This is a genomic window from Paenarthrobacter sp. NCHU4564 (genome assembly GCF_052156435.1).
In the GTDB taxonomy this organism is placed as follows: Bacteria; Actinomycetota; Actinomycetes; order Actinomycetales; family Micrococcaceae; genus Arthrobacter.
On record NZ_JBQLIS010000020.1, the window covers coordinates 43,251 to 63,356 of the forward strand.

Below are 20,106 nucleotides of genomic sequence, written 5' to 3' on the forward strand. Positions count from 1 at the left end.
GAGACGGTGGCGCGGGGTTTGAGCCGCACGCGGAGGGTCAATGCTCCGGCGTGAGCTCAAGAAACTCCAACCAAATGGCCGGGTACAACGTTGAACCTAATGCTAGGACCGCGGGGAGAGGGGCGTCAAGGAAATCTCCGGGAGTCCGGATTGTGAAGTTATGATCTACGCAATGCCCTGATCGGAGATCCTGCCGGGGATGGAAAGGCCACATGACTACGAACCCGACGCTTCACGATGTAGCGCGGGCAGCGGGCGTTTCCATCAAGACGGTGTCAAACGTCCTGAACGATAACCCCAAGGTGGGAGCTGTCACCCGCGAGCGGGTGCAACGCCTGATGTCGGAGCTGGGATACCGTCCCAACCTGTCAGCGCGCGGTCTGCGATCCGGCAAGACCGGGGTGATCGGCCTGGCTGTTCCATCCCTCCGTGAGTCCTACTTCGCCGAACTCGCTGACGCCGTCATCCGCGCAGCCGCCAAACGCGGGCTCCGGGTCTTGATCGAGCAGACAAACGGTGATCGACAAAAGGAGCTCTCTGTCCTTTCGGGCGGCCAGCTTCGGTTTATCGACGGCCTGCTGTTCAGCCCGGCGGCCCTGGGTCAGCAGGACGTCCATGTCCTGAATACCGCCGATCCTCTGGTTCTTCTCGGCGAACGCATCTTCCATGGCCCCACGGATCACGTAACCATGCACAACACCTCATCTGCCCGGGCCGCCGTTGATCATTTGTTGGGCATCGGCCGGACGAGGATTGCCTTGGTGGGCGCCGCGGCCGCTACGGAAGACGACGCCAGTTCAGCGAGCCTAAGGGAGCGCGGGTACGCGCAGGCCTTGGAACAGTACGGCATCAAACCTGATCCGGCCTTGATAGTGCGGGGCGGAGTCTGGGGCAGGGAAACGGGTGTGCATGCCGTGCAGCATCTTCTCGCCACCGGCGTCGGTTTCGACGCGATCTTTGCCCTCAACGACACCTTGGCCCTCGGCGCTCTAAGGGCCCTGGCGCAGGCAGGCATACGCATTCCGGACGACGTGGCCCTGATGGGTTTCGACAATCTGGACGAGGGCCGATACTCCCTGCCTTCATTGAGCAGCGTTGATCCGGGCAGGACGGAGATCGCAGAGACAGCCGTTGGACTGCTGGTGGACCGCATCCAAGAAAGCGAGGAGGGATCCGCACCCAAAACGGTCAAAGCCGGATTCAGGATTGTCCGTCGTGAGTCAACGGGCTTCGCCGGCCAGGACGCGGGGCCTGGGCACTAGGAGCCGGGCTGGCACCGCGGACAGAAGTAGATGTCCCTTTCCTCGGTGCCATCAGGGGCGGCAAGGAGGCCGTGCTGCACAGGAGTACCGCACCGCCGGCACGGCTGCCGGGTCCTTCCGTACACCCAGTAGCCGGGACGCATGGCGCGGGGGCCCAAGGTTGATCGCCGCCCCGGACCGAGGTTTTCGCCCAGGAGGCGCTTTGCGTCATTGACGATCTTTGCAAGGTCCGGGACCTGGCCGACCGGTACCGCCGGGTGGATGCCTGACAAAAAGCAGGAGTCACAGCGGTAGATGTTGCCGATCCCGGCAAGCTTGCGCTGGTCCAGCAACGCGTAGCCCACAGGAACCTCGGGTTCGGCCCGGAGCCTCCGCAGGGCTTCTTCCTCATCCCAGTCCGGCCCCAGGAGGTCCGGGCCAAGGTGTCCAACCACCTTTTCTTCCTCTCCGGTGGGTATCACCTCAAGGATGCCAAGCGAGAATCCGACGGCGTCCGCCACGGCGGTCCGCAGCACGCACCGGGCTGTGTGGCCTGGCTTGGTCCAGCGCCCACCGGGGGCGTAGACCATCCAGGCCCCCTCCATCTTCAAATGCGAGTGGATGGTGAGGGCGCGGGGTGTCCGGCTGGCTCCGGGTTCCTTGTCTTCAGGGCCCACAAGGCGCATCAGCAGGTGCTTTCCCCGCGGCACCACCTCGGTCATGGTCCACCCTGCCAGGTTCAGCGTTGCGAAGCGGGGAACGCGGAAGTCCGACGCCGTGATCACCTCGCCGGCCAGCGCCTGGTTCAGTTTGTGGGCGGCCCGCCAAATGGAGTCCCCTTCAGGCACGGATCCGCAATCCCTTCGGCGTAGAGTAAGCTCCCGCAGCGGCAAGGGCCACGGCAACCGGGGTTTCCAGGAGGTCGTGTCCGTTGACCTTTTCCATGAACAGCTTGTCTACGGCGCCCCGCCGGACCACTCCCACCAGCGCCTCTGCGGCGACTGCCAGGGCGGCCTCGTCGTGGCTGAACGTCAGCAACGTCTTCCCGCCGCGTTCTACGTAAAGGACCAACGCGCCGTCGACCATTACCACCAAGGCGCCGGCCTTCCTGCCCGGACGGTGGCCCGAACCCGCGTCGCCGGCTACTGACGGCCAGGGGAGGGCCGCGCCGTATGGATTGGCGGGGTCGGTGGCGGCCAAGGCCAGCGCCGACGGTTCCGCTGCGGCGATCCGCGCGTCCTCGGTGAAGGAACGCAACCGGTCAACAGTGGCGGGTACGGCGAACTGGGCAGCACCGAGGTGCTCAATGAAGTATCCGCGGCGGCAGCGTCCGGTTTCCTCAAGCCGTGCGAGCACTTTGTACATAAGGCCGAACCCGCCCAGGATGTTTTCGGCCTTCACCGAACCGCGGGTGACCACTCCGTAGCGGTCCAGGAGGAGTTCGGCGGTGCCGCGCGCATGGATGGTCGGGTCCAGTTCCGGCAGGGGCAGCGCTGACCAGCGCCCGACGGCGAGTGGCGGCGTAGGTGCCTGCGCGGCCACGGATCCGTAGCGGCCTCCGGTCAGGCCGGGTGTTCCCAGGAGTCCGGCGCCGTGCCGGCCGAGCCTGCTCATCCGCGGCGCCCGCGCCCGTGGCGCCTTGGCGACCTGGCGGTGTGCCGTTCGTCCGCCCGCGATCATGGCCCGCACCGGGGCGAAGGTGTCTCCTGTGACCCGGCCCGCCCATACGAGATCCCACAGGGCGGAAACCACGGCGTCGTCGCTGAGTACGGAGTCCATGCCGCCGGCGACGTCGGTGAGCTGCCGGAAGAAGTAGCCGCCTCCCGCGCCCAGGTATTCGAGCAGGCGTTGCTGGGCGTCACCGGGTTCGAACTCCGGGGACGGGTTGAGGGTGAGCTCGGCGGAATCAGCCACGTGGAGGCTGATCCATCCGTCGTTTCCCGGCAGGGACCCGGCACCGGACCAGAGAAGTTCGCCCGCTGCCATGAGTTCGTCCAGCATGGCGGGTTTGTAGTCGGCAACGCGGCTCGCGAGGACCAAGGGCTCCCACGCTGACGCCGGAACCGGAACCCCCGATAGCTGATCAACAGCGGTGATGATGCCGTCCAGCCCGCGCAGTGCCTGGCTGCGCGACTTACCGGGAGCAGCGACGTTCTGCCACGCCGGAAGGAAACGGCCATACGCCGCGGCGTCGACCGGCTCCACTTCGGCCCGCAACGCCGCAAGGGAACGGCGCCGGAGCTTTCGCAGGACCTCGGCATCGCACCATTCGCTGGAAGGCGGGGCTTCGAGGGACTCCGTGCCTGCGTCGGGCGTGGTGGCCACAGCGTGCGGCCGGAACTCCCCCTCGACAACACGGCCGTCACCCGCCAACCGTTTCAGGGCCGTAGTGACGACCGCGACGCCCAGTCCCAGGCGGGTGGCCGCTTCTGCTGCCGTGAATGGCCCATGAGTCCTGGCATACCTCGAGACGAGGTCGCCAAGGGGATCGTTGACCGGTTCGATGAAGGCCAGCGGAACGCCCATGGGCAGGGGGACACCGATGGCGTCGCGCAGACGGGCGGCATCTTCCACCGCAGCGAAACGTTCGACGCCGCCAATGGTCACCTTGAGCGCACGGTTGGCTTTCTGGAGTGCCAGGAGATGCAATTCAGCCTCAGCCGGCGTGGCCGGTGGCGCGCTGATTTGCTCGGATACGTCGTCCGTCTCGGGCATGGTCAGGCTGTCCGGGCCTTGCAAACGTTCGGCCACTTCCTCCACCGCCAGCGGACCCAGCAACCGCAGCAGGTCTGCAACCCCTTCCATGCCGCGTACGCGCCGATCCGGCACCAGCCGTTGCAGCTCGTGCTCCGTGGTGTCGATAACCTTGGCGTCCAGGAGCTCGCGCAGCTCCACCCGGCCCAGGAGTTCATTGAGGAGCGTGGAGTCCAACGCAAGGGCGGCGGCACGACGCTCGGCCAGGGGAGAGTCGCCCTCGTAGAGGAATTGCGCCACGTACCCGAACAACAACGACTTGGCGAAGGGAGACGGCTGCTGCGTGGTGGTTTGGACAATGCGCAGTTCCCGGCGCTCAACCGATGCCGCGATGTCCTTCAAAGCAGGGAGGTCGTAGACGTCCTGCAGGCACTCCCGGACTGTTTCGAGCACGATGGGAAAAGCAGGGTACTTCTTGGCGACGTCCAGCAATTGGGCAGAACGCTGGCGCTGCTGCCACAAGGGTTGGCGCTTGGTGGGATTTTGGCGTGGCAGGAGCAGGGCGCGGGCTGCGCATTCCCTGAAACGCGAAGCGAAGAGGGCGCTGCCACCGACCTCGGCGGTGACGATCTGCTCGAGTTCCTCGGGGTCGAAGAGGAAAAGCTCAGCGCCCGGCGGCTCATCCTCCATCATGGGGACGCGCAGGACTATGCCGTCGTCTGCCGCCATCGCCGAACCGTCCAGGCCATAGCGTTGCTGCAGCCTTTGTCCGACTGCCAGGGCCCAGGGAGCGTGGACGGGCATGCCGAACGGGCTGTGCAACACCACCCGCCAGTCGCCCAGCTCATCATGGAATCGTTCCACGACCAAGGTCCGGTCACTCGGAACGACTTCCGTGGCCTGTTTCTGCTCGTCCAGATACTGCAGCAGGTTACTGGCGGCAAATGCATCCAGGCCGCTTGCCTGGCAGCGTTCCATGGCTGGCTCGGGATCGGCCGCGGAGAGTTCCCGGATGAAGGCGCCGAGGGCGCGGCCCAGATCCACCGGGCGGCCCAGTGAATCACCCTTCCAGAAGGGCAGCTTTCCAGGTTGGCCGAACGCGGGGGATACCAGCACACGGTCGTGGGTGATGTCTTCGATCTTCCAGCTGGTGGCCCCCAGTGCGAAGATGTCTCCCACCCGTGATTCGTAGACCATTTCCTCGTCGAGTTCGCCGACGCGGCGGCCGCCTTTCGCTGCCCGCGCTGAAGCGCCGGAACCGTCACCCTCGCCGGAAGAACCGGTTCCTTCAACTTCAGTACCGATGATGTAGACGCCGAACAGGCCCCGGTCCGGAATGGTTCCGCCCGAGGTCACCGCCAGGCGCTGGGAGCCGGGCCTGCCTTCGATGGTTCCTGCATGCCGGTCCCAGACAATGCGTGGCCGGAGCTCGGCGAACTCATCGGAGGGGTACCGGCCTGCCAACAAGTCCAGGGTCGCCTCGAAAGCCGATCGGGGGAGGCTGGCGAAGGGCGCTGAGCGCCGGACCGTGCTGAACCATTCCTCCACATCGATGCTGCCCAACGCCGTGGCTGCCACCGTCTGCTGGGCGAGGATGTCCAACGGGTTGGCGGGGATGCTGAGCCGCTCGATCTGGCCATTGAGCATGCGCTCCACAGTGACGCTGGTGTGGAGCAGGTCCGCGCGGTGCTTGGGAAAGAGCACGCCCTCGGAGATCTCGCCCACCTGGTGGCCCGCACGGCCCACGCGCTGCAGTCCACTGGCCACCGACGGGGGTGATTCCACCTGGATGACCAAGTCCACGGCACCCATGTCGATGCCAAGCTCCAGCGAAGACGTAGCCACAACGCACCGAAGCCGGCCCGACTTCAAGTCGTCCTCGATCAGCGCACGTTGGTCCTTGGACACGGAGCCGTGATGGGCGCGGGCAAGGACAGGATCAGCGCCTGTGGTGCTTCCGGCCTGGGCCATCATGTGGGCCGGAGTCGCAGTGGAGACGGGTACCTTGGCCGTAGTGGCCGCGCCACCGCCACCAGCATCAGAAGGTGCGGAGGGCGCGGGCCCTGTACCCCGGTTGCCGGCACCTTCGGCTTGGGCAGGCGCCTCCCAAACCGACCCGGCTTCAGCCATCAGCTGGCGTTCCGCGTAGATCTCGTTGAGCCGGGCGGTCAGGCGTTCGGCCAAACGGCGGGAGTTGGCGAACACGATGGTGGATTGCTTGGAGAGGACAAGATCCACGATCTTTTCCTCCACATGGGGCCAGATGGAGGCCTGCGGCTGCAGTCCGGAGGCAGGGCCGGAGTCGAAGGCTCCGGAAGCACCTTGGAGGTCGGACATGTCCTCAACAGGGACCGTGACTGTGAGGTTCCAATTCTTCTTGGACGGCGGAGCGACAATCTCCACCGGAGCCTGCCCTGCCAGGAATTGTGCCACTAGCTCGCGCGGCTGCACCGTGGCCGAGAGGCCAATGCGCTGGGCGGGTTTTGGCAGGAGGGCATCGAGCCGCTCCAAGGACACAGCCAGGTGGGCGCCGCGCTTGGTCCCCGCAACGGCATGGACTTCGTCGATGATCACCGTATCGACTTCGCTGAGTGTCTCCCGTGCCCGGGAGGTCAGCATGAGGAACAGGGATTCCGGAGTGGTGATGAGGATATCCGGAGGGTTGGACAACAGCGAACGGCGGTCCGCCGCCGTCGTATCCCCGGAGCGGACGCCGACCGTCACCAGCGGCGCGGGGAGCCCCAAACGTTTGGCTGTCTGCGTGATTCCGATCAGCGGCGAGCGAAGGTTGCGTTCCACGTCTACGCCGAGGGCCTTCAACGGCGAAATATAGAGGACCCGGGTTTTGGTCTTGGGTTTTTTGGCACGCTTGCCCGGGGCTGCGTCTTCAAGGCCGGGCAGGGTGTCCGTTGGCGAGGAATGCAATCGGTCCAGGGCCCACAGGAAGGCAGCAAGCGTTTTTCCGGAGCCCGTCGGAGCCACCACCAAGGCATGCGAACCGGAGGAAATGGCATTCCACGCGCCATCCTGCGCAGGCGTAGGCACGGAAAATGCGCCGAGGAACCATTCCCTGGTTGCCTGGCTGAAACGGCTGATGGCGCCTGCGGACGCCTGCTGCTCCTGCATTCCTCCATCATGCCCCACGGCCCCGACAGAATAAGCCGGGGCCGCGGGGTCGGCCTCAGACGGCCTGGAAAGCTGTGATGGTCAGGAGTTTGATGCCCGGATTGCTGCAGGCATCGTGCGGTTCTGCGACGAAGAGCGAGGCCGTGTCCTCCGGTGGATAGATACGGAACCCGGCGGCAGGAACCCGCGTGCAGTCCCCGTAGTTGCCGGCCTGCGTGTACTTCAGCTCAGCCCAGGCAGCCTTTCCCGGCGCAAGTTCGATCCGCGTAACAGGCGTGGTGGTTTCGCGGGTGGCGGGCTCCCCGATCGGCTCGCCGTTGGCATCGGCCGTCAGTGAGACACCGGCGAAGCCTTCCAGGACACAGGGGGCCGTGCCGGAGTTGGTCAGAATCAGTTTTTCGTAGATGCTGCCCGCAGCACCGCCGCCGGTGGAGTCTGTTGAGGCCGTCAGCGAAGCCGCTTTGCACAAGGCGGGCCCCGCGGGAGCGGCGGACGTTGCTGAGCCCGTCGCAGAAGGCGAGGGGGAAACCGTGGGCGATGCCGACGTCGTACTTGGCGACTGCGACTGGGTGGGTGAGGCGCTGGTGGTGCCCGAGGGGCTGGGGCTTGGCCCGCAGCCGGCAAGAAGGAGCGCCGTGCTGGCCGCCGTCGTCGTCAGTACAAGTCCGGTTTTGATGCGCTGAGTCCACATGGGCACCAGCCTTGCGGCGGCCGTGGCGCGAGTCAATCGAGCCACGGCGTCCACTACGGAAATGGCGTCCGGATCGTGATGTTCCGGACGCCATCACCGTGACAGACCTACTTGGCGGACTTGGCCGGACGGCTGCGGAAGAATGCCACGCCGCCCAGAACCAGGCCGGCAAGCCCGGCAACCAGACCTGCCCAACCCATGGCCTGGGATCCGTCGTCCCTCACCGACGAGGCCTGTTCCGTGGACACCGTGGCGGCGGCGTGGTGGTCGCCTTCAGCCTCGGCCGCCGTGATGGTCACCGACGGCGCGGGGGACTTCAGGTCGTGCTCATTCTGGCCGTCCTTGGGGATCTCAGCCCAGTCGGTCTGGCCCTGCTCGCACGTCTGGAGGGTGGGGAAGTAGATGGTCTTACCGGCGGCGTCGGGCAGCTTGACCGACAGGACCAGGGCGTCGCGCAGGTGCGGATCCAGCGGTGCCTTGGCCGTGTAGACGATCTGACTGGTGCGCTTGGTGATGCTCGTGCCGTCGTCCAGTTTCTTGGGCTCGGCCAGCGTTTCCGTCACCTTTTCCACCGTCCAGTTGGGGTTGACTGTGGGCTGCGCATCGTTGAGTTCCTCCGGCAGCGTGATGGCAACCTTGGTGGTCCCGAAGGTGTCGCAACCGTGCGGGATGCCGAAGGTCACCAGCGCGTAGGAGTTGGCTGCGGTCTTGTTGGGGTCGGCGCCGACGTGGGCTGATGCTCCGGCAAGGCCGGCCATCATCAGGGCGGCGGTTCCACCCGCGACGGCGGTTGCGGACAGGGTACGGCGGAGGGCGGAGTTCTTCATGGGATTGCCTTTCAAGGTGCGCCAAAGACGGGCGCGGGTACGGGTTTGGAGCCCGTCACCAGGAAGAGGCGGTGCCGGGCGGAATTAAGGAAGTACGACGGCGGCGGGCGGGCCGCGGCGGCTGTCTTGCCTTAGGTTCCGCCAGGGGCGGGGGAGGAAAACGTCAGGTGCGCCGACAGAGACAGGCGTGGCACCGGCGTCGGGCCTGAACAGCAACGACGGCAGCGTGACCAAAGGACGCAACCACGCTGCCAGCTGCCACAGCGCGTCCTCGCCCTTTGCCAGCGCCGCTGCCGAAACGATGGTGGCAACCACGTGTGCCGCGAACATCAGGGCACCCGCTGTGGTGCCCGGTTCGTGGAGGTGGGTTGCCGGGTCCAACGCCGGAGTCAACAATTCAGTGCCGGCATGGTGGCTGCCGGTGCGCACGGTGGTGTCAAGTGGAGCCAAGGCGGTGAAGGCCTCGTGCAGCAAGAGTTGCCCGGTGCCCAGCAGGGCCGCCATGCCCGCGAAGTTCAGTTTGAACCGCGTTGCGAGCGTTGCCGCAAGACCGGTCAGCGTGATAAGTGCCGCGAGTACGGGCGCCGTTGGCAGGGAGCCTCCGCCGAGGACGTGTGCACCGGCCGCCAAAAGGACGATCACCAGCGCCATGGCTACCGACCGCAGGGCATGGAAGGGCGACCGGGGCTGCGATGTCCGCACGGAGTCCTCCCTTGGTTTTGGCCTGGCGTTTTGGCTTGGCTGCGGCTTCGATTCTATCCGGACTTCGTTGCCGGCCCCTCCTTGGATGGGAAGCCGCCTATTGGCCTGCGTTTTCCCGGGAGGTAATGGCGAACGGTGGCGACTGCAACTCAGTAAAGTTCCCAACGCTGGCCCGCACCGTGCATTGGGGCGTGATCTGCAGTGCTGTAACCGTAAGCCCCGAGCTGTCCACCGCCAACGCGCCGCCACAGCCGTCGGCGAAGCGCAGGCCTTTCTCCCCGCCGGTCACAGCCTCGAACATCCGGGACGGTTTGCCGGATGCGGGACTGACATAGAGCGGGTTGAGTTCATCGGCTCCACCAGCCCACACCGGGACCAAGGTGATGTTGAGCGGGCTGGGAGTCACTACACGCGCTGCCGTTCGCACCTCCACGTTCTTCAGGCGTTGCACGGGATAGGCTGTTCCCTTCACGGCAGGATCCTGCAGTGCGGCTGTGGTGGCCGTGGCTCCGGCGCGCAGCCACTCGTCCATTGCCTTCTGGTCCGCGATGTCGGCCGTCACCCTGGCCGTGGCCTGTACGGAGCCCCCGGCGGGAATTTCCAGGCCGGAGAGTTTCCAGCCGCATTCGACATCCAAGCCCGTGACGGAGCCCTGATTCCGGCTTGCCCCGGCGCCATCCCAGACGACGGCGGGGCAAGCATCGCTGTTACCGAAACCCGGGAGGACCTCCAGGAAATCACCTGATAATGGCGCCTTTTGGGCAGCGTAGGTAACCGTCAAACGCACCTGGCGGGAGGACGGTATTGTTTTCGTTGTACTTTTCTTGTTCTGGCGTTCGGGGAGGAAGCCGGATGCGCATCGTATGCGGAAAGGTTCGCGCGTGGGAACATACATTCTCGGAACTGGCATGATCGCGGCGTGTGTCGCTGGGCAGTGGGTCATGGGTCAGGCCGTCCTTACTGCAGGCGGCTACTTCGGAAGTTAGAATTCCTTTCCGTTCTGTCGTGGGGTGAGTGTCTAAGTCTTAGGTGGAGTTGGCGACCTTCAACCTGGGATCGCTTTCCGGCTTTTTCGCTGGGCGCGTTGCTGAGTCATGGGCAGTGCTGCCCATGCCCACTACCCGAGCGCACGGGTTAGCATGGACCGAAATTCTCCATCGAAAGGATTTACCGTGCGCAAATCAACCCGACGCGTCAGTCTGGCGCTCACATCAGTGGCGGCCAGCCTTGTCCTCGGCGGCACGCTCAGCGTCGCCGCTCCGGCACCGGCTGAGGCGGCTGGACGCTGCGTCGATTACAACTACAGCTACGGCGGCTACTCCAGTTGCGTAGGCAACATTCAGATCCTGCTCAACGCCTTCCGGACGCGCATAGGATCGCCGTACGGAACTCTGGCTGTCGACAACTCCTTCGGACCTGCTACACGCAACGCTGTGATCGGATTCCAGCGCTACTGGGGCCTGCAGGCTGACGGTATCGTCGGCCCACGGACGTGGAACATTCTTTGCGCTCCTCAGATGGGGCCCGGCCCGGTCAGCTGGTACCCGTATTCGACTGCCCGTGCATCGGGCTGCAACATCTGAGCGAAGCAAAAGGCCCCGGTTCCCTTATAAACAACGGGAACCGGGGCCTTTCTACATGGCGGTGACGGTGGGATTTGAACCCACGTTGGCTTTTACACCAAACAACATTTCGAGTGTTGCACCTTCGGCCGCTCGGACACGTCACCAACTGAAATAGGGTACCGGAGATGGGCGCGGTTCCCCAAAACGAGGCATCACGTAGGTGCGGAAACCAGTGCCAACTTCCGTCCGGAGCACCCCAACGATAGATTCATAAGTATCATGACGATCTCTCAAGAACAGGGCGCCCAGGAGCCCATTAGGGCCGAGGCGTATTGGGTCACCGAGTCCGGCCAGGGTGAGCTGCGCTCCGAAGACCTTCCTGCCTTGGAAAACAAAGAAGCCCTGGTCAGGACGCTCTACTCCGGGGTCAGCCGGGGTACCGAACGCGTTGTCCACGAAGGGCGTGTCCCTGAACGCGTCGCAGACCTCATGCAGGCGCCGCACCAGAAGGGGGAATTCCCAGGGCCGGTCAAGTACGGCTACCTGAACGTTGGCGTCGTGGAACAAGGGCCGCAGGAGTGGCTGGGTAAAACGGTTTTCAGCCTGCACCCACACCAGGACTACTACGTGGTCCCAACGTGCCAACTCACCCAGATTCCAGAGGATGTTCCTGCCAAGCGCGCCGTCCTCACCGGCATCGTCGAGGTGGCAGTCAACGCGCTCTGGGAAGCCGGGCCGCGCCTGGGTGACCGGGTCGCCGTCGTCGGTGGTGGCTTGGTGGGTGGCGCCTTGGCGACGCTCCTGCGGAAGTACCCGCTGGGTCGCCTGCAGCTTGTGGACGCTGATCCGGAGAAGGAAAAGCTCGCCCAAACACTCGGCATCGACTTTGCCCTCCCGGAAAACGCCAAGGATGACTGCGACATCGTTTTCCATTGCTCAGCCTCCAACGAAGGCCTCAAACTGAGCCTCCAGCTGGCTGGGGACGACTCGGACATCATCGAGCTCTCGTGGTTCGCGGACAAGGAAGTAACCCTGCCGCTCGGGGAGGACTTCCACGCCCGCCGGCTGAACATCCGCTCCAGCCAAGTGGGCGCCGTCGCCCTCCCCAGAAGGCACCGGCGCAGCAACGCCCAACGCCTGGAAACGGCTGCGGCTGCCCTGAAGGATCCATTGTTCGACACGTTCCTCACCAGTGAGTGCCTGTTCCGGAACCTGCCCGACACCCTTGTTAAGTTGTTCGAACGGCCCGGTGGTTTTTGCCACCTGGTCGCCTATCCCAAGCCGGAGGAATAAGACATGTTCAGCCTGACCGTCCGACGCCATTTCATGATCGCCCACAGCCTTCCCCGCGAAGCCTTCGGCCCGGCCCAAGGACTGCACGGGGCAACTTTTGTCGCGGAAGTCAGCTTCCGCCGTCGTGATCTTAACGATGACGCGATCGTCCTGGACATCGGCGCCGCCGGAGGCATCCTTGAGGACGTGCTGGAGGACCTGAACTACAAGAACCTGGACGAGCACCCGGCCTTCAAGGGCAAGCTCTCCACCACCGAGGCACTCGCCAAGCACATCGCCGAGGCTGTAGCGGGACAGATCACCGACACCGCCGATGGTAAAGCGCTCGTGGGCATCGACGTCGTCCTCCGCGAAAACCCCGACGCCTGGGCCGGTTACTCACTGGAGCTTCCGGCCAAGTAAGTGGACATCCGCTTCATCGTCCCCGGCAACGTCCGCCACGGCTCGGGCGGCAACAAGTACAACGCGGCACTCGCTGAGCAATTGGCGGCCTTGGGCGCCGAGGTTGAGACAGTAACCGTCGACGGCGATTGGCCCGTGGGCAGCCCGGCGGATCGGCAGCGGTTCGCGGACGCGCTCGACGGCGGTACAACGGTGATTGCCGACGGCCTGGTGGCGAGCGGGGCACCGGATGAGGTGGCGGCCGCCGTTGGTGGCGGAGCGAAGGTGTGGATCCTCTCGCATATGCCGCTGGCGGATCACCCACTGCTGGAGGGTAAGGCGCTGGCCGCGGCTGCGGGCGTGATCTGCCCGAGCAACCATGCGGCAGCGGAATTGCAAGCCAAGCACGGCCCACTCAACGTTGTGGTGGCACGGCCCGGAGCGGAAGCCGCCAACGTAGCCGCTGGTTCGGAGCCTCCTTGTATCGTGTCCGTCGCTGCACTGCTGCCGAATAAGCAGCAGACGTTGCTCGTGGAAGCGCTGAGCCAACTCAAAGACCTGGCATGGAGTGCGGCCTTCATCGGCTCGTCCGACGCAGACCCGGCGTACGCCGCAGAGGTGCGTGCCGCCGTCGAACATCACGGACTGGAACGCCGCCTCACCCTCACCGGCGAACTCGGCGGGCAGGACCTTGCGGAGCAATGGCACGCCGCTGACCTGAGCATCCTCGCTTCGAAGTCGGAGGCGTTCGGAATGGTCGTGGTCGAGTCGCTGGCTCATGGCGTACCCGTCATCGTGCGGGAGGGGACCGGGGCTGTGGAAGCGCTGGGAACCTCCGGTGCGGGACGGGCCGTGGCCGTCGAGGGCCCGAACGACCTGGCAAACGCCCTCCGTGCCTGGCTCACCGACCCTGCGACCCGGGAGTCCTGGCGCCGGGCAGTCGTCTACGCCCGAAACGGTCTCCCGGGCTGGGAGCACACGGCGGCGACAGTGCTGGCAGCCCTCGCTCGTCCGCCGAGATGACAGTTAATGGCGATCCCGCGGCGTCGGATTGCCATTAACTGCCATCTCGCGGGGGGTAGAGCGGTGCGCGGCGAAGAACTCCTTCAGCAGCGCAGCGCATTCGTCCTCACGAACGCCCGCATAGACCTCTACCCAGTGGTTGAGGCGGCGCTCGCGAAGGATATCGAAGACCGAGCCCGCCGCCCCGGCTTTCTCATCCCACGCGCCAAAAACCACGCGGGGAATACGGGCCAACACAATCGCACCGGCGCACATGGCGCACGGCTCGAGGGTCACCACCAAGGTGCAGTCCTCCAGCCGCCACCCGTCCCCGCCTTCGCCCAGCTCCAACGCGTGCCGTTGCAGCGCAGCGGCTGCCTGACGGATAGCGACGATCTCGGCGTGCGCGGTCGGGTCGCCGTGCGCTTCCCGTTCGTTGCGTCCCGAACCCAGCACGCCGCCGTCGGGCCCCAGAACGACCGCCCCGATCGGCACGTCGTCCGTTTTCAACGCCAGCCGTGCCTCATCCAGGGCAAGGCCCATCCAAGCACTGTGTTCTGCGTGATACGGCTCGGTAGGGCTCATGTCTCAATGATAGTTTTGGGGGATGCGCACACTCGTCGTGGACCACCCGCTGGTCGCTCACAAGCTCACCGTACTGCGGGATAAGAACACCCCTTCACCGGTCTTCCGGCAACTTACTGAAGAACTCGTCACCTTGCTGGCCTACGAGGCCACCCGTGAGGTCAAGACGCAGCCCGTGGAAATCGAAACACCGGTCACCAAGACCATCGGCACGGCCTTCACCAAGCCCACGCCCTTGGTGGTCCCGATCCTCCGTGCCGGCCTGGGCATGCTCGAGGGCATGACCAAGTTGGTTCCCACTGCCGAGGTTGGCTTCCTGGGCATGGCGCGCGACGAGGAAACCCTGGACATCATCACCTACGCCGAGCGCCTCCCCGAGGACCTGACCGGCCGCCAGGTCTTCGTCCTTGACCCGATGCTCGCAACCGGCGGTACCCTGCGCGAAGCCATCAAATTCCTGTTCAAGCGCGGCGCCTCCGACGTCACGTGCATTTGCCTTCTGGCCGCCCCCGAGGGCCTGTCCAAGCTCGAAGAGGAACTCGCGGACAAGAACGTGAAGATCGTGCTTGCCTCGATCGATGAGAAGCTCAACGAGAAGTCCTACATCGTCCCGGGTCTCGGCGACGCGGGCGACCGCCTCTACGGCATCGCGGGCTGACGGCGCCACCCCTACCGCTTTCCACCCTGCCCCGTTAGCCTGTGGCGCATGGACTGGAAACTTGAACTGGTGTTTGTCCCTGTGTCCGACGTCGATCGCGCGAAGGATTTCTACGTCAACAAAGTCGGTTTCAACGCCGATTTCGATGAGCGTCCCACCGACGGCATCCGCTTTGTCCAACTCACCCCGCCCGGATCGGCCTGCTCCATCGCCATCGGAGAAGGCCTCACTGACGCCCCTCCCGGCTCCGCACCGAACCTGCAAGTTGTGGTGGCCGACATCAACAAGGCACATGCGCAGCTCAAGGAAAACGGTGTGGATGTCAGCGACATCGACATCCAGGACTGGGGACACTTTGTCTATTTCGCCGATCCCGACGGCAACAGGTGGGCGGTCCAGTACTTACCCCAGCGCCCGAACGGCTGAGCCGACGCCAAGCACCGCAAGCCCGCTGTGCGGCAGGATGGACGTATGAGCCTTCCTGCCGCGCAGCCATCACATTCACAACAGAGCCTTACCGTCCGTGCCGTCCTCTTCGACATGGACGGAACACTGGTTGATTCCACGGCAATCGTGGAGCAGGTTTGGCTTGAATTCGCGGAGCGTTACCGGCTGGATTACAACGAGATTCTGCGGACGTCCCATGGCGTCCAGGCCGGCGACACCATCAGACGCTACGCACCGGAAGGGGCCGACGTCGTGGCCCTCACAGCGGAATTGGGCGAGATGGAACGCAACCGCACGGACGGCATCATTGCCCTGCCCGGCGCCGAGACCCTCCTGAAAGCCCTGCCAGACGACGCGATCGCCCTGGTGACGTCCGCCGACCGGGTACTGGCCGACATCCGCATGCAGGCTGCCGGGCTGACCATGCCCACGACGGCGGTGACCGCCGAGGCTGTCACGCGCGGCAAACCGCACCCGGAGGGATACCTCAAAGCCGCGGAGCTGCTGGGCGCGGAACCGGCCGACGTCGTGGTTTTCGAAGACGCGCCCGCAGGCATTGCCGCAGCCCGCGCAGCAGGCATGCGGACGGTCGTGGTTGGTGATGCCGGCGGGGCGCTGGAGCCCGGAATGTGGCGGATTCCCAACTACTCGGCGGTGACGGTCAAGGCCGTCAAGGACATCGACGGCGGACACCTGATCACCCTGACGCTATAGCTCTGTTCCAATCGGGGCGTCCGGCGTAGGCTGTGCCCATGTCTGCGTTGCCGGAGGCGTATGATGCAGCACTGGAGCGGGCGGTTGCGCACGCCAAGCAGTGGCTGGCATCAGTGCCCACGCGTTCAGTCCGCCCCACCATGGATGCCGACCAGGTTGCGGCCAAGCTTGGTTCCCCGCTCCCGGAGGGCCCCACCGACCCGGCAGCGGTGATCGATGAGCTGGTTGCGGTGGCGGAGCCGGGCCTGATGGCCATGCAGTCCGGCAGGTTCTTCGGCTGGGTGATCGGCGGGACCCTACCGGCAGCCCTCGCAGCCGACTGGATGGTCAGCGCATGGGACCAAAACACCGGACTGCGGTTCGCGACGCCGTCTGCTGCGGCCATTGAGGAGTCTGCGGCGGCCTGGTTGCTGGACTTGCTGCACCTTCCGGAAAACTCCGACGTCGGCTTCACCACCGGGGCGACGATGGCCAACTTCGTGGGGCTGGCAGCAGGGCGCCAGTACGTGTTGGAGCAGGCGGGGTGGGACCTCGCCACTTTGGGGCTGGCAGGAGGACCGCGCGTCACGGTGTTTGTTGGCCGGGAACGGCACGAGGTCATCGACCTGGTGGTCCGTTATCTTGGCTTGGGAAACTGCACGCCGGTGGACGTGGATGACCAGGGACGCATCATCCCTGAGGCATTGGCAGCCGCCATGGACGGGCAGCCAGGGCCGGCGATCGTGTGCTTGCAAGCGGGAAACATCCATTCAGGTGCCTTCGACCCCGTCCAGGAGGCGGTGCGCTTGGCCCACGGGAAAGGCGCCTGGGTCCACGTTGACGGTGCCTTCGGATTGTGGGCGGCAGTCAGCCCGGAGCTGGGCAAGTACTTGCCGGGGCTGGAAACCGCGGATTCCTGGGCTACCGATGCTCACAAGACCTTGAATGTCCCCTACGATTCAGGCCTGGCCATCGTGTCCCGGCCTGATGTCATGCGCCGGACTTTCGGTGTGCATGCCAGCTACCTGCCCGCCGATGACCACGGCCCCGGCGACCCGCACGAGAAAGTGCCGGAGCTTTCCCGCCGTGCCAGGGGCATTCCGGTGTGGGCTGCACTCCGCTCGTTGGGGCGGTCCGGGACGATCGCAATGGTGGAGAAGTTGGCGGCAAACGCCAGGGCCTTGGCCGAGGGGCTGGCTGCAATCCCCGGGGTCGAGATCCTGAACGACGTGGTGTTCACCCAGGTGTCGGTCAGTTTCGGCAGCGATGAACGTACCCGCCGGGTCACGCAGAGAGTCATGGCCGAAGGGGTGGTGTGGATGTCCGGTTCGGTGTGGCATGGCCGTGACATCCTGCGCATCTCCGTGAGTAACTGGTCCACGGATGCGGACGATGTCGCCGCATCCGTCGCTGCCGTCAGACGCGCTGCGGAGGCTGAAGCCTAGCTGCCGGGGCATAAACCTGCCGGGCACAGATTCAGGGGATGAAAAAGCGCCGGTCCGCACCGTTCCTTTCAGAAGGAATGGTGCGGACCGGCGCTCTGGCTCAGGCCTTGCTTAGTACCAGTTGTTGGCCAAGTGGAAGGCGAGGGCTGCGGAAGGCGAGCCGTAGCGTTCCTTGATGTAGTTCAGGCCCCACTTGATCTGGGTCTGGTAGTTGGTCTGCCAGTCGGCGCCCGCAGTGGCCATCTTGCTTGCCGGCAGTGACTGGACGATCCCATAGGCGCCACTGGAAGGGTTGGTGGCTGTGGTTCGCCAGTTCGATTCCTTCTCCCAGAGCGTGTTCAGGGCAACCATCTCGCCGGCGCCCCAACCGTAGTTTGCCAGGATGCTGGCAGCGTAGGCTTTTGCGGCGGCGGGGTCGTCGATGGCCTTGGGAGCGGCAGCGGCTGCGGCAGCTGCGGCGGCTTTCTCGGCGGCTGCGGCATCGGCGGCCTGCTTGGCGGCAGCATCAGCGGCGGCTTTCTCGGCTGCGGCCTGGGCAGCAGCGGCCTGCTCCGCAGCAGCTTTTTCAGCCGCGGCCTTGTCGGCGGCGGCCTTCTCTGCGGCAGCCAGTTCGGCAGCGGCCTTGTCTGCGGCTGCACGGTCAGCTGCGCCCTGGGCGGCAGCAGCGTCCATCGAAGCAGCGATCTCGGCAGCCTTGTTGGTGCTGACCTGGGCGTTGGCCTGGGTTTCGGCGGCCTGGCTCAGTTCCGGGAGGTTGAAGGCAGCGTTTGCGGCGGTGCCCAGGGATGCAACGCCCAGCGCGGCAGCCACGACGCCGGCTACTACGGACATGCGCTGACCGGTCTTGCCACGGCGGGCAGCGTCCTTCAGGACAGCCTGCGATTTGGTCAGCGGAGCGTTGTGATCGTCACGGTGACGCGCGGAAGGGCGCGTCTGATCGTTCAATTCAGACATGTGTGATTACCTCTCAGCGCCTGCGGAGTTAGCTGTCGGGTTCGGATGAGGTCATCCGGCCGCGCGTGCAGCAGCGGCTTCACCCCAAGGGCCGGCAATCTATGCACGGGCCCGGAGACTCTGGGTCCCCCGTCTCTGCCTTTGGGTGAGAACGGAACTCCGGGAAGTGGCAGAGCTCGGCGCATCCCGGGTGTGGGTCAGGTTGGGGCGACCCACCCTTTCGACGGTACAGGACGAATCGGCTTAAGTCACATTTGGGTAACAGAGATCACGACGGCGGTGCGTCGCCTTGCCCATTTTGTTACAGGCGTGCGGCGCTCCCCAGAGGGAGGCGGAGGGCGAACTCGGTGCGCCCGGGCCGGGATGTGACGTCCACGGTACCGCCGTGTGCGCGCACGATGGACTCCACGATGGAAAGGCCCAGTCCCGAGGTCCCTTCGGAGCCTGACCTCGCGGCGTCTGCCCTGGCAAAACGGGAGAAGATGCGCGCCTGGAAATCCCCCGGAATACCAGGCCCGTTGTCTGTCACGGTCACCACAGCGCTGCCGTCGTTGGACAGCATGACGCCGGTTTCCACCGTTGTCCCGGCATCCGTGTGCTTGCGTGCATTGGAGAGCAGGTTGGCCAGCACTTGGTGGAGCTGTGTCGCGTCCCCGCGCACGGTGACTGGTTCGTCGGGCAGCCGCAGCTTCCAGTGGTGGTCCGGCGCCATCACTTTCTCGTCGCTGACCGTTTCGATCACCAACTGGGTGAGGTCGACATCCGAGACCTTCAACGCTTGTCCTTCATCCAGCCTGGCGAGCAGGAGCAGGTCTTCGACCAAGGCTGTCATGCGTTCCGACTGGCTCTGGACGCGGGCCAGGGACTTCCGGCCGTCCTCGGTGAAGTTCTCGGTCATGCGAAGCAACTCGGTGTATCCGCGGATTGCGGTGAGCGGTGTGCGGAGCTCGTGTGAGGCGTCCGCCACGAACTGGCGCACCTTGGTTTCGCTTGCCTGCCGCGCTTCCAAGGCACTGGCGACGTTGTCGAGCATCTGGTTCAGGGCATGGCCCACGCTGCCCACTTCCGTGCCGGGGTGGGCCGCCCCCTGAGGTACCCGTACCGCCAAAGCCACCTCGCCGGCGTCGAGGGGCAGGCGGGAGACCTTGGTGGCGACGTCGGACAATTGCTCCAAGGGCCGCATGGTCCTGCGGATGATGACGGTACCGGCCAGTCCGATCAACGCCAGTCCTCCCAGCGACACGAACACCATGGTCCACACCAGCGACGCCTCCGCGCTTTGCTTGTCCGCCAGCGGCAGGCCGGTAACAATGACATCTCCGTACGCCGTTTCTACTGCCACCAAGCGGTAGTCGCCGTTGGAGAGGGAGCGGTCCACGGGGGTGCTGTCCTTGGGCAGGGAGAGCAGTACCTGTTGGTCGTCCTGGGACAAGGAGACGCGGTTTCCCTCCGCGTCGATCAGTCCCGAGCTGTTGACCGTTGAACCGTTGATCCGCGCATTCAAGGTTCCAGCGGCCTGGCCCCGCGCCTCCAAGGGGTCCGGCTTGCGGGACGGCGTGGACGGAAAGCCCGACGGCGGTCTGCCGAAGTCTGCTGCGCGGTTGGACGCTTCCTCCAACTGCTTGTCGAGCTGGCGGTTGAACACCACGTCCATGGAGGCGTAACTGACTACTCCCACGGCGCCACAGATGGCGATGAGCAAGGCCATCGCCACCAGGATCAACCGGGTGCGCAGATGCCACGTTGAAGGTCTGAGCCAGTTGGGCTTGCCACTGCTGGCGGTACCGGTAAGCGCAGCCAAA

At 65.2% G+C, this 20,106-nt stretch carries 18 protein-coding genes, 1 tRNA gene and 1 riboswitch; of the genes, 9 read left to right on the forward strand and 10 right to left on the reverse strand.

Translation table 11 applies throughout. The annotated features are described in order from the left end of the window. Positions 1 to 212 precede the first annotated feature (212 nt). Positions 213 to 1,262, forward strand: a complete 1,050-nt coding sequence (locus ACSVIE_RS17365) for a LacI family DNA-binding transcriptional regulator (protein WP_442424658.1) — start codon at positions 213 to 215, stop codon at positions 1,260 to 1,262. Here ACSVIE_RS17365 and ACSVIE_RS17370 read toward each other — a convergent pair. From ACSVIE_RS17370 to ACSVIE_RS17395, 6 genes are all read right to left on the reverse strand, one after another. Continuing rightward, complete coding sequence (locus tag ACSVIE_RS17370; RefSeq protein WP_442424659.1) at positions 1,259 to 2,089, reverse strand: DNA-formamidopyrimidine glycosylase family protein; 831 nt, start codon at positions 2,087 to 2,089, stop codon at positions 1,259 to 1,261. The genes ACSVIE_RS17365 and ACSVIE_RS17370 overlap by 4 nt on opposite strands. Continuing rightward, on the reverse strand, positions 2,082 to 7,061 hold the full coding sequence (locus ACSVIE_RS17375; RefSeq protein WP_442424660.1) for an Lhr family ATP-dependent helicase: 4,980 nt from the start codon (positions 7,059 to 7,061) through the stop codon (positions 2,082 to 2,084). The genes ACSVIE_RS17370 and ACSVIE_RS17375 overlap by 8 nt, the downstream gene beginning before the upstream one ends. A gap of 55 nt (positions 7,062 to 7,116) precedes the next feature. Further along, on the reverse strand, positions 7,117 to 7,752 hold the full coding sequence (locus ACSVIE_RS17380; RefSeq protein ID WP_442424661.1) for a DUF4232 domain-containing protein: 636 nt from the start codon (positions 7,750 to 7,752) through the stop codon (positions 7,117 to 7,119). A gap of 107 nt (positions 7,753 to 7,859) precedes the next feature. After that, positions 7,860 to 8,579, reverse strand: a complete 720-nt coding sequence (locus tag ACSVIE_RS17385) for a YcnI family protein (protein WP_426005977.1) — start codon at positions 8,577 to 8,579, stop codon at positions 7,860 to 7,862. Positions 8,580 to 8,663: 84 nt separating this feature from the next. Continuing rightward, on the reverse strand, positions 8,664 to 9,281 hold the full coding sequence (locus ACSVIE_RS17390) for a hypothetical protein (RefSeq protein WP_426005978.1): 618 nt from the start codon (positions 9,279 to 9,281) through the stop codon (positions 8,664 to 8,666). A gap of 97 nt (positions 9,282 to 9,378) precedes the next feature. Then, entirely contained in the window at positions 9,379 to 10,062 is a 684-nt protein-coding gene (locus ACSVIE_RS17395; protein ID WP_442424662.1) for a hypothetical protein, read from the reverse strand. A gap of 391 nt (positions 10,063 to 10,453) precedes the next feature. Here ACSVIE_RS17395 and ACSVIE_RS17400 point away from each other — a divergent pair, with 391 nt between their 5' ends. After that, positions 10,454 to 10,864, forward strand: coding sequence for a peptidoglycan-binding domain-containing protein (locus ACSVIE_RS17400; RefSeq protein WP_442424663.1), 411 nt, complete (start codon positions 10,454 to 10,456; stop codon positions 10,862 to 10,864). A 56-nt stretch (positions 10,865 to 10,920) separates the two neighbouring features. On the opposite strand, the gene ACSVIE_RS17405 is transcribed toward ACSVIE_RS17400, so the two are convergent. Next, positions 10,921 to 11,010: transfer RNA gene (locus tag ACSVIE_RS17405), tRNA-Ser, on the reverse strand. Between the two features lie 115 nt (positions 11,011 to 11,125). Here ACSVIE_RS17405 and ACSVIE_RS17410 point away from each other — a divergent pair. From ACSVIE_RS17410 to ACSVIE_RS17420, 3 genes are read left to right on the forward strand one after another with little or no spacing between them, the layout of a single operon-like run. After that, entirely contained in the window at positions 11,126 to 12,139 is a 1,014-nt protein-coding gene (locus ACSVIE_RS17410) for a zinc-dependent alcohol dehydrogenase (RefSeq protein ID WP_426005983.1), read from the forward strand. A 3-nt stretch (positions 12,140 to 12,142) separates the two neighbouring features. After that, on the forward strand, positions 12,143 to 12,541 hold the full coding sequence (locus tag ACSVIE_RS17415; protein ID WP_426005984.1) for a 6-pyruvoyl trahydropterin synthase family protein: 399 nt from the start codon (positions 12,143 to 12,145) through the stop codon (positions 12,539 to 12,541). After that, the gene (locus ACSVIE_RS17420) at positions 12,542 to 13,543 is read left to right on the forward strand and encodes a glycosyltransferase family 4 protein (protein WP_442424664.1); all 1,002 of its coding nucleotides are present in this window, start codon (positions 12,542 to 12,544) and stop codon (positions 13,541 to 13,543) included. A 3-nt stretch (positions 13,544 to 13,546) separates the two neighbouring features. Here ACSVIE_RS17420 and tadA read toward each other — a convergent pair whose 3' ends face one another. Continuing rightward, positions 13,547 to 14,107: a tRNA adenosine(34) deaminase TadA gene (gene tadA, locus ACSVIE_RS17425; protein ID WP_442424665.1), complete on the reverse strand. Its 561-nt coding sequence runs from the start codon at positions 14,105 to 14,107 to the stop codon at positions 13,547 to 13,549. Positions 14,108 to 14,129: 22 nt separating this feature from the next. Between tadA and upp the strand changes: the two genes are divergently transcribed. From upp to ACSVIE_RS17445, 4 genes are read left to right on the forward strand one after another with little or no spacing between them, the layout of a single operon-like run. Beyond that, complete coding sequence (gene upp, locus ACSVIE_RS17430; RefSeq protein WP_400335806.1) at positions 14,130 to 14,765, forward strand: uracil phosphoribosyltransferase; 636 nt, start codon at positions 14,130 to 14,132, stop codon at positions 14,763 to 14,765. Positions 14,766 to 14,813: 48 nt separating this feature from the next. Continuing rightward, on the forward strand, positions 14,814 to 15,191 hold the full coding sequence (locus ACSVIE_RS17435; protein WP_426005988.1) for a glyoxalase superfamily protein: 378 nt from the start codon (positions 14,814 to 14,816) through the stop codon (positions 15,189 to 15,191). A gap of 45 nt (positions 15,192 to 15,236) precedes the next feature. Further along, positions 15,237 to 15,926 (forward strand): HAD-IA family hydrolase, encoded by a 690-nt coding sequence (locus ACSVIE_RS17440; RefSeq protein ID WP_442424666.1) that lies wholly within the window; start codon positions 15,237 to 15,239, stop codon positions 15,924 to 15,926. Between the two features lie 38 nt (positions 15,927 to 15,964). Next, positions 15,965 to 17,350 carry a pyridoxal phosphate-dependent decarboxylase family protein gene (locus tag ACSVIE_RS17445; protein ID WP_442424667.1) on the forward strand — a complete coding sequence of 462 codons (1,386 nt, stop codon included), beginning with the start codon at positions 15,965 to 15,967 and terminating at the stop codon, positions 17,348 to 17,350. Positions 17,351 to 17,461: 111 nt separating this feature from the next. Here ACSVIE_RS17445 and ACSVIE_RS17450 read toward each other — a convergent pair whose 3' ends face one another. Together ACSVIE_RS17450 and ACSVIE_RS17455 are read right to left on the reverse strand one after the other, a co-directional pair. Then, a complete protein-coding gene (locus tag ACSVIE_RS17450) occupies positions 17,462 to 18,304 on the reverse strand; it encodes a hypothetical protein (protein WP_442424668.1) in 843 nt (280 codons plus the stop codon). 5 nt (positions 18,305 to 18,309) lie between these two features. Next, a riboswitch (cyclic di-AMP (ydaO/yuaA leader) is annotated at positions 18,310 to 18,471 on the reverse strand. A 134-nt stretch (positions 18,472 to 18,605) separates the two neighbouring features. Continuing rightward, positions 18,606 to 20,105, reverse strand: a complete 1,500-nt coding sequence (locus tag ACSVIE_RS17455) for a HAMP domain-containing sensor histidine kinase (RefSeq protein WP_442424669.1) — start codon at positions 20,103 to 20,105, stop codon at positions 18,606 to 18,608. Position 20,106 lies beyond the last annotated feature (1 nt).